This window comes from Arthrobacter sp. NEB 688, from assembly GCF_013201035.1.
Taxonomy (GTDB): Bacteria; Actinomycetota; Actinomycetes; order Actinomycetales; family Dermatophilaceae; genus Phycicoccus.
Genome location: NZ_CP053707.1, coordinates 3,454,622 through 3,467,684, shown reverse-complemented (window position 1 = coordinate 3,467,684; position 13,063 = coordinate 3,454,622). Strand labels below are relative to the sequence as shown.

General features: G+C 75.6%; 10 protein-coding genes. 5 read left to right on the top strand and 5 right to left on the bottom strand.

The window, feature by feature from the left end:
* Window positions 1–62: 62 nt before the first annotated feature.
* From valS to eccD, 4 genes are read right to left on the bottom strand one after another with little or no spacing between them, the layout of a single operon-like run.
* On the bottom strand, window positions 63–2,693 hold the full coding sequence (valS, locus tag HL663_RS16300) for a valine--tRNA ligase (RefSeq protein WP_173029347.1): 2,631 nt from the start codon (window positions 2,691–2,693) through the stop codon (window positions 63–65).
* A 43-nt stretch (window positions 2,694–2,736) separates the two neighbouring features.
* On the bottom strand, window positions 2,737–3,972 hold the full coding sequence (locus HL663_RS16295) for a S8 family serine peptidase (RefSeq protein WP_173029346.1): 1,236 nt from the start codon (window positions 3,970–3,972) through the stop codon (window positions 2,737–2,739).
* Window positions 3,969–5,300 (bottom strand): type VII secretion protein EccB, encoded by a 1,332-nt coding sequence (gene eccB / locus HL663_RS16290; RefSeq protein WP_173029345.1) that lies wholly within the window; start codon window positions 5,298–5,300, stop codon window positions 3,969–3,971. The genes HL663_RS16295 and eccB overlap by 4 nt, the downstream gene beginning before the upstream one ends.
* Window position 5,301: 1 nt before the next feature.
* Window positions 5,302–6,636, bottom strand: a complete 1,335-nt coding sequence (gene eccD / locus HL663_RS16285) for a type VII secretion integral membrane protein EccD (RefSeq protein ID WP_173029344.1) — start codon at window positions 6,634–6,636, stop codon at window positions 5,302–5,304.
* A gap of 230 nt (window positions 6,637–6,866) precedes the next feature.
* Here eccD and HL663_RS16280 point away from each other — a divergent pair, with 230 nt between their 5' ends.
* The 5 genes from HL663_RS16280 (at window position 6,867) to HL663_RS16260 (ending at window position 11,175) form a co-directional block, all read left to right on the top strand.
* Entirely contained in the window at window positions 6,867–7,184 is a 318-nt protein-coding gene (locus tag HL663_RS16280) for a WXG100 family type VII secretion target (RefSeq protein WP_173029343.1), read from the top strand.
* A 24-nt stretch (window positions 7,185–7,208) separates the two neighbouring features.
* Complete coding sequence (locus tag HL663_RS16275) at window positions 7,209–7,499, top strand: WXG100 family type VII secretion target (RefSeq protein ID WP_173029342.1); 291 nt, start codon at window positions 7,209–7,211, stop codon at window positions 7,497–7,499.
* Window positions 7,500–7,616: 117 nt separating this feature from the next.
* Window positions 7,617–8,204 carry a hypothetical protein gene (locus HL663_RS16270; RefSeq protein WP_173029341.1) on the top strand — a complete coding sequence of 196 codons (588 nt, stop codon included), beginning with the start codon at window positions 7,617–7,619 and terminating at the stop codon, window positions 8,202–8,204.
* Complete coding sequence (locus HL663_RS16265) at window positions 8,204–9,694, top strand: S8 family peptidase (RefSeq protein WP_173029340.1); 1,491 nt, start codon at window positions 8,204–8,206, stop codon at window positions 9,692–9,694. Before HL663_RS16270 ends, HL663_RS16265 begins: the two co-directional genes overlap by 1 nt.
* On the top strand, window positions 9,694–11,175 hold the full coding sequence (locus HL663_RS16260) for a hypothetical protein (protein WP_173029339.1): 1,482 nt from the start codon (window positions 9,694–9,696) through the stop codon (window positions 11,173–11,175). The genes HL663_RS16265 and HL663_RS16260 overlap by 1 nt, the downstream gene beginning before the upstream one ends.
* Before the next feature lie 193 nt (window positions 11,176–11,368).
* Here the strand turns inward: HL663_RS16260 and HL663_RS16255 are convergent, their stop codons facing one another.
* Window positions 11,369–12,943, bottom strand: a complete 1,575-nt coding sequence (locus tag HL663_RS16255; RefSeq protein ID WP_173029338.1) for a hypothetical protein — start codon at window positions 12,941–12,943, stop codon at window positions 11,369–11,371.
* Between the last annotated feature and the right edge of the window lie 120 nt (window positions 12,944–13,063).

The following is a 13,063-nucleotide window of genomic DNA, read 5'->3' as shown; positions in this document are numbered from 1 at the left end:
CGCAGCGGGTGCGTCACGGCATGTTCTCGTCGCTCGACCGGGGGACGCCCCGGCGAGGAGCGTCAGGCGGTCGGCTTCGGGACCGGGACGAGCTCGAGGTCGCGGGTCGCGACCTCCTCGCCCTCGGCCCACTCGAGCGACCCGGTGAGTCGGCCGGCCGCCCGCAGGTCGGCCTCGCCGGCGCGCAGGTGCCCGAGCAGCGCGGCCGGGGCGACGATCGTCGCCGTCGGCACCTCGGCGCGCATCCCGACCTTGGCCTCGGACTTCGCCTTGCGGACGACGGCGAGCGCGGACCCGACGGCCGGCAGCACGGCCGGGTCGCCGCCCGCGGGCACCTCGTCGGCGGTCGGCCACGGGGCGCGGTGCACCGTGCCCGCGTGGGTCCAGCTCCAGACCTCCTCGGTGACGTACGGGAGCACCGGGGCGAGCAGGCGCAGGACGACGTCGAGGACGAGGCGCAGCGTGGCGCGGGCGGAGGCCGCGCCGGCGTCGCCGCGGGAACCGTAGGCGCGGTCCTTGACGAGCTCGAGGTAGTCGTCGCAGAAGGTCCAGAAGAAGGACTCGGTGACCTCGAGGGCGCGCGTGTAGTCCCACGCCTCGAAGCCGGCGGTCGCCTTCTCGACGACCTCGCGCAGCGCGGCGAGCACCGAGAGGTCGAGCGGGTCGGTGACCTGCGCCGCGAGGTCGCCCTCGACGTCGCCGAAGGACAGCGCGAACTTGCTGGCGTTGAGGACCTTGATGGCCAGCCGGCGCCCGACCTTGATCTGGCCCACGTCGTAGGCGGCGTCGGTGCCGAGCCGGCCGCTGGCGGCCCAGTAGCGCACGGCGTCGGCCGAGTGCTCCTTGAGGAGGTCCTCGGGCGTCACGACGTTGCCCTTGGACTTGCTCATCTTCTTGCGGTCGGGGTCGAGGATCCATCCCGAGATCGCGGCGTTCGTCCACGGCACGGTGCCGTGCTCGAGGTGGGCCCGCACGACCGTCGAGAACAGCCAGGTGCGGATGATGTCGTGGCCCTGGGGGCGCACGTCCATCGGGAAGACCTTCTCGAACAACGGGTCCGGGTCGGCGCCGTCACGACCGCGCCAGCCCGCGGCGATCTGCGGGCTGAGCGACGAGGTGGCCCAGGTGTCGAGGATGTCGGGGTCGCCGACGAAGCCGCCGGGCACGCCGCGCTGGTCCTCGGTGTAGCCGGCCGGCGGGTTGGCCGCCGGGTCGACGGGCAGCTCCGACTCCTCGGGGAGGATCGGGTGGTCGTGGTCCGGCTCGCCGTCGGCGTCGACGGGGTACCAGATCGGGATCGGCACGCCGAAGAAGCGCTGGCGCGAGACGAGCCAGTCGCCGTTGAGACCCTGCACCCAGTTGGCGTAGCGGTTGCGCATGAACCCGGGGTGGAAGTCGACCTCGTCGCCCCGCGCGACGAGCGCCGCGTTGAGGTCGGCCTCGCGCCCGCCGTTGCGGATGTACCACTGGCGGGTCGTGACGATCTCGAGCGGCTTCTCGCCGCGCTCGTAGAAGTTGGCCTTGCGCTGGGTGGGCTTCGGCTCGCCGTCGAGGTCGCCCGACTCCCGCAGCGCCCCCACGATGGCCTCGCGCGCGGAGAACGCGGTCTTGCCGGCGACCTGCTGGGCGTACAGCGCCTCGCCGGCGGACCCGACGAGCCACTCGGGCGTCTCGGTCTGCATCCGGCCGCTGCGCGTGACCACCGAGCGGGTCGGGAGCTGCAGCTCGCGCCACCAGAGCACGTCGGTGAGGTCACCGAAGGTGCAGCACATGGCGATTCCCGCACCCTTGTCCATCTCGGCGGCGGGGTGCGCCACGACGGGCACCTCGACGCCGAAGAGCGGCGTGCGGACCGTCGTGCCGAACAGCGGCTGGTAGCGCTCGTCGTCCGGGTGGGCGATGAGGGCGACGCAGCTGGGGATGAGCTCGGGGCGCGTGGTCTCGATGTGCACGGGCCCGTCGGCGCCCTGGAAGGCGACCCGGTGGTAGGCGCCGGGGTAGTCGCGGGCCTCGAGCTCGGCCTGGGCGACGGCGGTCTGGAACGTGACGTCCCAGAGGCCGGGGGCCTCTGACTGGTAGGCCTCGCCGCGACGGACGTTGCGCAGGAAGGCCTGCTGCGAGGTCGCGCGCGAGTGGTCGTCGATCGTCCGGTAGCCGATCGACCAGTCGTAGCTGTGGCCGATCCGGCGGAAGAGGGACTCGAAGGCCTCCTCGTCCTTGACCGTCAGCTCGTCGCAGAGCTCGATGAAGTTCTGCCGCGAGATCGGCATCTCGTCCGCGGCCTTCGTGCTCTTGGCGTCGCCGCGGAAGGGCGGCACGAAGTCGGGGTCGTGGTGCAGCGAGGCGTCACCGCGCACGCCGTAGTAGTTCTGGACGCGCTTCTCGGTCGGGAGGCCGTTGTCGTCCCAGCCGATCGGATAGAAGACGTTGAAGCCGCGCATCCGCTTGTAGCGCGCCATGCAGTCGGTGTGCGTGTAGCTGAAGACGTGGCCCATGTGCAGCGAGCCGCTGGCGGTCGGCGGCGGCGTGTCGATGGAGAACACCTGCGAGCGGTCGCCCGCGAGGGCGGCCTCGCGGTCGAAGGCGTAGGTGTCCTGCTCCTGCCATACCGCGCCCCACTTCTCCTCCAGGCCGTCGAGCGACGGCCGGTCCGGGATGGCGGAGGCGGCGGTGGGGGAGGCGTGCTCGGTCATGGCCGACATCCTCCCAGACCGTGGAGGGTGCCCTCACCCGGGTTCAGGCGGTGCGGCGCCGCCGGGCGAGGCGGACGAGCGCGAGCCCGGCGAGGGCGCTGCCGGCCGCGACCGCGACCCAGAGCACCTGGCGGCGGTCGCCGGCGTGCGGGTCGCGGACCTCGCGCACGGTGAGGCGCGTGGTGGCGGCCTCGGCGCGCGGCGCGGCGGTGGTCCCGGGCAGCGGCGGCCCGGCCATCCCGGCGTCGAGGACCGCCGTCAGCGCCTCGACGGGCTGGATGACGCCCCAGCCGACGGCGTCGTCGCGGGCGTCGCGCCGGTCGCGGGCCGCCGTGACCTCGAGGCGGTGCGCCCAGAGCTGCGGTCCCTCGGACGGGAAGCGCTGCGCGAGAAGGGCGGCGGCCGCGCTGACGTACGCCGTGGCGTAGCTCGTCGAGCCCTCCTCGGAGCCGAGGTAGCAGTCGCCCCAGGCGCCGAACGTCGTGAGCACGTCGGTGCCGGGGGCCGCGACGTCGACGTGCGAGCCGGTGACCGAGCCCTCGGCCGGTCGGTCGTTCGCGTCGCTCGCGCCGACCCCGAGGACGCCGGGGTAGGCGGCGGGGTAGCGGGGCCCGCGCACGGGGGCCTGCTCGGTGGTGGTGCCGGCGGCGGCGACGACCAGGGCGCCCTTGCTGCGGGCGTGGGCGACGGCCGAGCGCAGGCGCGCGTCGTCCCCGGCCGTGCTCAGCGAGACGTTGACGACCTTCGCGCCGCCGTCCACGGCCGCGCGGATGCCCGCGGCGAGCGTGCCGGCGTCGGTGTCCGGGCCCTCCTCGGAGGTGCGCTCGTCGGCGACGACCTTGACCGGGAGGATGCGGGCGTCCGGGGCCAGGCCCTCGACGCCGGACTTCGAGCCGACCGACCGGGCGGCGATGATGCCCGCCACCGCCGTGCCGTGCAGGCGGGTGTCGGTGCGGGCCGAGCCGCCGACGAGGCTCGTGCCGTCGAGCACCGAGGAGCCGGTGAGGTGCTGGTTGCGGGCGACGCCGCTGTCGACGACCGCCACGGTGACGCCCTTGCCGGTGGCCAGGGTCCAGGCCGTGCGCGACCCGAGCCGGACGAGCGCGGCCGGGGTGTCGGTGACCCACTGGGTGCGACCCTCCTCGCACTGCTCGGCGGCCGAGGGGAGCGCGGCGGGTGCGGCGCCGGTGGCACCGGCGGGGGCCGCGGCCGGCAGGAGGGCCGTCGCGGCGAGGAGGACCGGCGCGGCGACGCGGGCCGCGCTGCGCCGCACCGTCACGACGTGCCCGAGACGACCGTGCGGGCGGCGTCCTCGCCGAGGGCGGGCCCGGAGCGGAAGAGCTCGGTCCAGGCGGCGGGCACCGGCACGACGTCGGCCGGGGTGTAGCCGAGCCGGGCGAGCACCTCGGTGTCGGCGCCGACGATCGAGTAGGCCGTCGCGGTCTGGTCGACGGCGAGCACGGGTCCCTTGCCGAGCACCTGCCCGGACACGGCGCGCACGAGCGCCCCGGAGCCGGTGTCGACGACCGTGCGTCCGCGGTCGGCGGCGGGAGGGTCGCTCGTGACGGTGGTGAGCGAGACGACCGGGGCCTTGTTCGCGGCGGCGGCGAGCGTCGCGCAGGGCGTGGTCTCGAGGGCGGTCGGGAGGGCCTCCGGCCAGGCGGTGGGGGCGGTGCGCTGCGGCTGCACCTGGAGGCGGGCGATCTGCGCGGCCTCGACCGGCAGGACGTCGGCGGAGGCGCCCGAGCCGAGGCGGTACATCGCGAGGGCGACGTCGGGCAGCAGCTCGAGGGTGCCGCGCGGGGTCACGAGGTAGTGGCGGCCGTCGTCCTGCAGCTCGAGCACGGACCCGACCGCGGCACCCGGCGGCAGCCCGGGGAGCGGCTTGCCGAGGTCGTCGACGGTGAGCGGGCCGAGCGCCGGTCCCTCGGGGAAGAGGTTGAGCCAGGAGGCCGGCGCGGCCACCGGCGGGAGCCCGTCGAGCCGCAGGGCGACCGAGACGGCGGAGAGGTCCCGCGCGCGGACGGGGTAGCGCATCCCGTCGCCGACGACGAAGACCTGGTCGTCGGTGCGGACGAGGACGGCCGAGCCGTCGGCGGGCTCGGCGCGGCGCCGGGGGCCGATGGCCGTCGAGACCTGCTGCCCCGCACCGAGGCACGAGAGCCAGCCGGTGTTGACGAGGCGGTCGGCGGTGGCGAGCGAGTCGGGGGCGCCGAGGATGCCGAGGGTCGGGCCGCGGTCCTTGTCGGCGAGCTCCTCGTCCGGCACGGCGAGGACCTTGAACTGGGTGCTGGGGATGAGCAGCCGGGCGCTCACGGTGTTGACGACCGGGTGCAGGAGGTCGTCGATGGCCACGTACCGCGCGCCGCTGTCCTCGGCGATGACGAGCCGGTCGTTGCCCCAGTCGTCGGGCAGGGACGAGCGCAGGTACCCGAACGCCATGCTGCCGAGGACGAGCACGACGGTGAGCGCGAGCCCGCCGACGACGGCCCGCAGCGGGCGGTCCGGCTCGACCTCACGGCCACCGGGAGCGCCGCTGACGAACGCGGTGGTCAGGCGGCGGCGGCTGAACGACTGCGCCTCGACGAGGTCCTTCTTGGTCGCCACGTCAGAGGATCCCGACGGTGGCGGCGGCCAGGGGCAGGAGCGACACGAGCGCCACGCCGTCGAGGGCGTCGGCGACGCGTCCCAGACGGACCCGGGTGCGGGGGGCGAGGACGGCCAGCGCGACGACGACCGCACCGGTGGCGCCGAGCAGCACCGCGAGGGCGGGCCGCCAGGTCGGGTGGGTCAGCGCCGCGACGACCGCCACGAGGGCGACGCCGAGGATGCCGGTCGCCATCGCGATGACGACGGTCGTGCGGGTGCGGGCGTGCCGCGTGCGCAGCAGCGTGGCGGCGCAGCCGGCGAGGACGAGGGCCGTCCCGGCGAGCCCGTCGGCGACGAGCTGCGGGGTCACGAGGAGCGCGGCGCCCCCCGTCGACAGCCCGACGGCGACCATCACCTCGTGGCCGAGGGCGACCTGCCCCCGGACGCGCTCACGGTCGACCTCGGGCACGTCGGCCTCGATCTCGGCCTCGGTGCGGGGGGCGTGGGAGGTGAGGCGGCTCGACGAGAGGCCGGCCCACGGCAGGACGTTGCCGACGACGACCGCGAGGACGAGCACGACGGCGCACACGGTCGTGACGTCGACGTCGAGGACGCCCGTGGCCAGCCCGACGGCGGTCGCGACGAGGCCGACGACGGCGCCCGCGGCGAGAACCAGGCGGTGCCGGGCCACGACGAGGGCCGCGGCGAGGCCGACGATCGCGACCGCGGACCCGACCCACACGAGGCCGCGGCCCCAGAGCGCGTCGGCGGGGGCGACCGCGCTGCCGGAGGTCGCGGCGAAGGCGAGGGCGGTGAGCGAGAGGGCCAGCGCCCCGCCGGCCTGCGCCCGCGCGTGCAGCACGGCGGCCGAGCCGACGAGGAGGAGGGCGACGGCGAGCGCGACGGCGGCGACGAGCAGCCCGGTGTCGCGGGCGGTGAACAGGGCCCAGGCGGCGCAGAGGAAGAGGACGACGGAAGCGCCGACCGCCGTGCCCGCGCTGTGTCGCGCGGTCCACGGGGCGAACTGCGTCTCGACGACGTCGGCGACGGCCTCGACGACGTCGTCGTAGACCTTGTCGGTCGAGGGGTCGACGACCTCGAGGCTGAGGACCGACCCGTCGGTCACGCCCTGGGCCGCGAACGAGCGGTCGGGGTCGAGGAGGGTGCCGCCCCCGGCGACGAGGCGGAAGCCGTGCGTCGCCTGCTCGGGGTCGAGGACGCCCAGCTCGCGCGCGAGCTCGGGGACGATCTCGACGACCGGGATGCCCCCCGGCACACCGAGATCCGCGCGGCGGGTCCCCGACGAGACGGAGACTCGGACGAGCGACGCGGACGCGGCGCTGGACTGGCTCACGGTTTCGACTCTCCCCTCGACGGCCGGCCCGGTGCCGGTCCCGACGCGCCCCGAGCATAGACGCGTGGGGTTCGGGGAGTTCTCCCCATCGACCCTTTTCACATGGCACCGTAGGGTCGAATGCAGGACGAGGGGCCGCACCGGAACCACGTCCGATGGACACCAGCCCTTCAGGGGGTCAGTGAAAACGGCTGCGGCACGATCGTCGTCGCACGAGGGAAGGACACAGCATGGGTGACCAGTTCAGGGCCGGCGCAGGCGTCGTCAAGGCCAGCGCCGACATCGTCTCGGCTGCGCGGGGGGACCTCCGCAAGCAGGTCAACGACCTGCGCACGCAGATGGAGGCCGTCAAGGCGCACTGGGAGGGGCAGGGTGCCGCCAGCTTCCAGAGCGTGAGCGAGGCGTGGAAGGTGCAGACGCAGGACATCGTCGACGTGCTCGACACGTTCGAGGCGAACCTCACCGGCACGCAGCGCCAGTACGACGCCGATGACGCCGCGGCGTCGTCGAACCTCAGCAAGTACAGCAGCATGCTCGGCAACGGCTGAGCCGACGAAGGGGACTGAACGATCATGGGTGACGGAATCAAGGTCGGCGGCGCCGGCATCGACGCGCTCGTCGACGACATGCAGAAGGGCCTCGGCCAGATCGAGGGCCGGCTCGGCGACATGAAGAACGACCTCAGCAAGTACGTCGAGCAGTGGGACGGTTCGGCCCGCGCCGCGTACTCGCAGGCCCAGGCCGACTGGGAGAAGCAGATCCAGGAGTGCAAGCAGCTCCTCATGGACGTCCGCCAGGCGGTCATCTCCTCCAAGGAGGACTACCTCGCCGGCGAGCTGCGCAACACCAACATGTGGGGCTGAGCGCCCGACGTGCACGCGCCGGGTGCCGGTGCCTCCTCGGGAGGCACCGGCACCGCGGCGTGACGGGGAGGACGACGGGGGCGAGGCGCCCGTGACGGAACGGACCGAGGAGACGACGTGCCACGACTCGACGACGGCGGACCGGGCGCTGGACCCATCCAGTACCCGAGCATCCTGCAGACGCTCGGGCTGGACTACGAGCAGGACTGGACGAGCTCGACCCACGACGCGCTGAGGACGGTGGAGTACACCGTCGCCTCGCGCTCGACCTTCGGGGAGATCCCGGAGGCGCAGGACTTCGCGACCGTCTACACGGCCGCGGCCCACATCTACGAGGCCACGCTGCGCGGCATCCGCGACGACCTCACCGCCGCCGCGCAGGCGCTGGCCCAGGCCGGCGCCGAGATCCGCGAGCGCGACGAGGCCTCCGGCGACGCCTTCCAGACCCTCCAGGCCCGCTGGGCCGGCGGCGACGGCTTCGCGTCCACGCAGCAGACCGAGCAGGCCGCGCAGGACGAGGCCGCGGTCGAGGGCGGCGCGGCGCAGGTGCGCATCGCCGAGGCCACGCCGGCGCCCGCCGACCCCGCGGACCCCGGTGTCGACACCGGCACGGACGGGGCACCCAGCAGCACCCCCTCCGGACCGTCGAGCGGCAGCGCCGCGCCGTCCACCCCGCCGCCCTCCAGCGGCATGGACGTCGGCTGATGCGTCGAGCCCACCTGCGTCGCACCGTCGTCGCCGCGGCCCTCGTGGCTGCGGCGAGCGGTGTCGCAGCCGTGCCCGCGACGGCCGGGACGACCGCCGGCGCACCGTACCGCCTCTCGGCGGCCGCGTCCCCCGGTGAGTGGTGGCGCTCGGCGATGGGCGTCGACGAGCTCAACCGCCGTGGCACGGGGAAGGGCGTCACGGTCGCCGTCATCGACGGGCCCATCGACGCCGACGTCCCCGAGCTGCGCGGGAAGGTCGTCTCCAGCCGGAGCTTCTGCACGGGGGCCCGCTTCGGCTCTCCGCTCCGCTCGCCGTCCGCCACGGGCAAGCCCGCCGAGCACGCCACGAGCATGGCGGCGCTCATCGCCGGCTCGGGGGAGGGGACGGGACCGGGAGGGCGCGGGATCCGCGGCATCGCGCCCGACGCGACGATCCGGCACTACGCCGCGATGTACCGGAACGACGAGGACAAGGCCACCTGCCCGCTGGTCGACGGCGCGGACGACGTCGACGAGGGCATCGCGCGGGCGATCGACCGCGCCGCCTCCGACGGCGCCGACGTCATCAGCATCAGCCTCATCGCGGGGTACGACCCGGAGCTCATCGACTCCGTCCTCAACGCCTACCGCGCCGACGCGATCGTCGTGGCGGGCACTCCCAACGACCGGAGCGGCGTGCAGTACCCGGGGTTGGCCAACGGGGTGCTCGCGGTGGTGGGCGTCGACTCGGCCGGGCAGATCCCGGAGTTCGGCGCGCGGAGGAGCAACGCCATCGCACTCGCGGCTCCCGCCAAGGAGGTCATGGCCGGGAGCTACGACGGCACCGGCTGGCACAGCGACACCATCGTCTCGGGGTCGTCGATCGCCACGGCGATCGTCGCCGGCGGCATCGCAGCGATGCGGTCCGCCCACCCGGGCGCCAGCGCCGGGCAGATCCTCCACGCGGTCAAGGACAACGTGGGGCTGCGCGAGAAGAAGAGCGGCAGCGGCTACGAGACCTGGTTCCGGCGCAGCGGGTCCGACCTCCCCACGGTCCGGACCGCCAACCCGGCGTTCGGATGGGGGATCTTCGACCCGGCCGACGCCGTGCAGGTCGACCCCTCGGCGCTGCCGAAGGACAACCCGTTCGTCCGCCAGGGCAAGAACGAGGAGCCGACGGCGCAGCAGGTCGCGACGTTCATGAGCCTGCCGGCGCCGACCCCGACGGGCTCCGCGAGCCCGTCGGCGTCTCCGACCGCCGGCGTGACGCAGTCCGGCACGCCTGCGCCCCAGGCGGCCCCGGCCGTCCGGGACGACGGCGGGAGCGGTCCGCCCTGGCTCCTCCTCGGCGCCGTGGGGCTCGTGCTCCTGCTCCTCGCCGGAGGTGGACTCGTGCTGCGCGGACGCCGTGCGGCCGCGGGAACGTCACCCGTACCGACCACCTCTGTCACCACGACCAGCACCACGACGACGGACGGCGCCGCGGGCGCCGAGGGGAGGAACCACTGATGGTCATTCCTGACGAGGGCCCGAGCAACCCGGCGCTGCCGGCCGATGCCGGACCCAACGAACGCAGGCTCTACGACATCTACGGCTTCTCCACGGTCCTCGTGCGGATGACCGCCGACGACTGGGGCACGACCGCCGACACGGTGAGCAACCTCGCGACCGAGGTGCGCTCGGTCATCACGAAGCTCCAGGGCGCGGACCGACCGTGGACCGGCCCGGCGGCCGACGGGGCCTACGCGACGCTGCACCAGCTCGCGGCGCAGCTCGACGCGCGGTCCGAGGAGATCACCGGCATCAAGCGGGGGCTGACCAAGGCGGCCGACGCCGCGGACACGGCGCGTCAGGCCTACCAGAACACGGTGCGCACGATCTCGACCGACGTCGACCGCTCGTCCTACGAGCGCACCCAGGCACGTCAGGGCGGTCAGCCCGCGCCCGACGGCAAGGTCTTCGACCAGGCGGGCTTCGACGCGGCCGTCGCCGCGCAGCGCGAGCAGCGCGAGCAGCAGTCCGCGACCGTCCTTGCCGCCTTCAGCGGTGACATCGGCACGGCGGCCAAGGAGATGCCGGTCGAGGCGAAGGACTCGGTGACCATCGACCCCGGGTCCTCCGGGGGGAGCCGTGGCGGCGGTGGGTACCCGTCCGGCGGCGGCCCGAGCGGTGGGTCGTACGTCGCGCCCTCGGGCGGTGGCGGCGGTGGCGGCGTCTTCCACGTGAACCACCCGACCGGCTGGGTCGAGGAGCCGGTCGTCGAGAACCCGCCGCCGACGACGACTCCCCCCACGACCACGCCACCCACGACCACCCCGCCGGTCGGGCCGCCGACCCCGGTGAGCCCCGTGAGCCCGACGCCGACCCCGGTCCACCTCGACGGTGGCACCACGGGCTCGGTGACGCCGGGTGGTCCCGGCAGCACCGGCTGGGCGGGCACGTCGCCCGCCGGTGGTTCGGCCTCGGGCGGCGCCGGAGGCCTCGGCGGCGCCGGCGCGGTCGGTGGCGGAGCCCTCATGGGCGGGGCCGCGCTGCTCGGCAAGGGCGTGCTCGGGCGGATGGGCGGCGGCGCGTTCGGCGCGGCCGGTGCCGCCGGACGCCCCGGCCTGGTGGCCGGCAGCACCGCGGCCGCGGGCCGCGGAGCCACCGGGGCAGCGGGTCGCGGGGCGACCGGCGCGGCCGGGCGCTCGACCGTCGCACCCGGGGGGCAGGGAGCCGCCGCGCGCGGTGGTGCGCGCGGCGCCGGGGCCGGCCGCGGCGCGGCCGGGGTCTCCGGGTCGCGCAGCACCGGGAAGTACGGGGTGCCGAAGGTCGGCGAGAGCGGCGGTCGCGGCGCGGGCGCCAAGGGCGCCGTCGGTGCGGCCTCCGGGGGGCGCGGTGGACGTCGGTCCCGCGACGAGCAGGCCCAGGACGTCGACCACCTGACGCACGAGGACGAGGAGACCTGGTTCGAGGGCGAGGACGACGCCACGCCGCCCGTGTGGCGCTGACGTCTCCACACCGGCCGCACCGGACGCCTCGACGCGAGCGCCCCTTCCCCGCCCGGGGGAGGGGCGCTCGCGCGTGCCGGTGTCATCTCGCCCTGCCGGTGTCATCTCACCTGGCCGGGGTGTCGTGGCGGGTCGGCGGGGCGAGGTCAGGGCGGCCGCGCGAGGTCGGGGCGGCGGGGCGAGGTCGGGCCGGTCAGCCGGAGGTGAAACGCCGCAGGGCCTCGACGAGGCCGCCGGCGAGCACCGCGAGCGGCAGGGCGAGGACGACCGCGAGCCCCTCGAGGCGGTCGGCGCCGCGGGAGAGCCGGGTCGAGGCCCAGCCGCCGGAGAGGGCGACCGCACCGACGATCGCGGCGACGCCGAGGACGACCGCGCCCGCGACGACGCCCCACCGCCAGCCGCCGTCCCAGTCGACGACGGCGACCGACGTCGAGAGCGCCAGCGAGGCCGAGGTGGCGAGCATCGCGGCGCGGGCCGTCCGGTCGCGCACGTGGCGCGCCTGGTAGCCGAGGGCCGCGGCCGAGGCGAGGAGGAGCGCCCAGCGCGCCCACGGCGCGAGGGTCGAGAGCGGTGGGGTGAGGGCGACGACCCATCCGGCGACCGCCGCAAGGGCGCCGAGGTAGGTGGTGCCGACCGACACCACCGAGCGGGCCTGGGCGACGCGGTCGCGGACGTCGGTGGCGGTGACCCGGCGGCGACGCGTGGCGTGCCGCTCGCGGACCGACCAGACGGTCGTCGAGAGGCGGTCGGTGTCGATGAGCTGGGTCTGGTCGACGTCGAGGCTGGCGCTCGGCAGCGCGCGGACGACGACCGGTACGAGCCCGACGACGAGGGCGGCGGCGACCGTGACCGGCTGCTCGGCGAGGACGGTCCCGGCGACGAGCGCGGCGAGCCCGCCGAGACAGGCGAGGGCCGTCCGCTCGGCGCGGTCCGCGGGGGAGCCGTCGGACGACGCGAGGGCGAGGACGACGGCCCCGAGCGCGGCCGCCACCGTGACGGCGACGGCGACCCTCGACGGCGAGGGCGAGAGCGGCACGAGCAGGCCCGCGGCCCCGGCCAGCGCGGGGGCCCCGACGAGCCGGACCAGCCCGGCGCCGCTGCGGTGGCGGGCGGTGAGGAGGACGGCGGCCACGGCAGCCGCGAGCAGCACGCCGCTCGCGGCCCAGCGCACGACGACGGCGTCGAGCAGCTGGTCCGTGGAACCCGCGGGGGCGACGAGCGCGAGGGCCGCGGCGACGAGGGCGACGAGCGCGCTGGCCGCGACGAGCACCGGGCCGAGGTCGGACGCCCGCCGGGCCGCGCGCCGGGCGGGGCTGCGCCGGCGGCGGCGCGGGTGGTGCAGGGCGGAGCGGCTGACGGTGGCGTCGACGTCGTCGACGGCGTCGCGGCGCTGGGTGGCGTCGTCGACGAGCGAGAGCCCGGGGTCGGCGGTCGCGACCGACGGTGAGCGCGACCCGCCGGCCCACGCGGGGGCCGACGGCCGGGCGCCGGGTGCCGCGGACGAGCGGTCGAGGCTGACGACGCCCCGGTGCACCGCGTGGGTCGTGGTCCGTACGACGGTGAGGACGGCGCCGGCGGGCAGGTCGCCGGAGATCCGGTCCTGCGGCCCGAGCACGTGGCCGGCAGCCGTCGCGACCGAGCTGGGCGTCGCGCTCGAGGAGATGCCGAGGACCGAGAGGACCTCGCTGACGCGGGTGCCGACGGGGACGACGAGGTCGTAGCTGCGCTCGTCCGCGACGAGCGTCAGCTGCTGCGTCGTCCCGTCCATCGGGCCCTCCCGTCGTTCTCCCGCACTCGATCCGGCCCGGTCCGGGCCACTCCCCGCGGGGAACAGTATCCACGGGTACGGTAGGCCGAGCGCCAGAAGCACCACGGGAGGGGAAGCAGC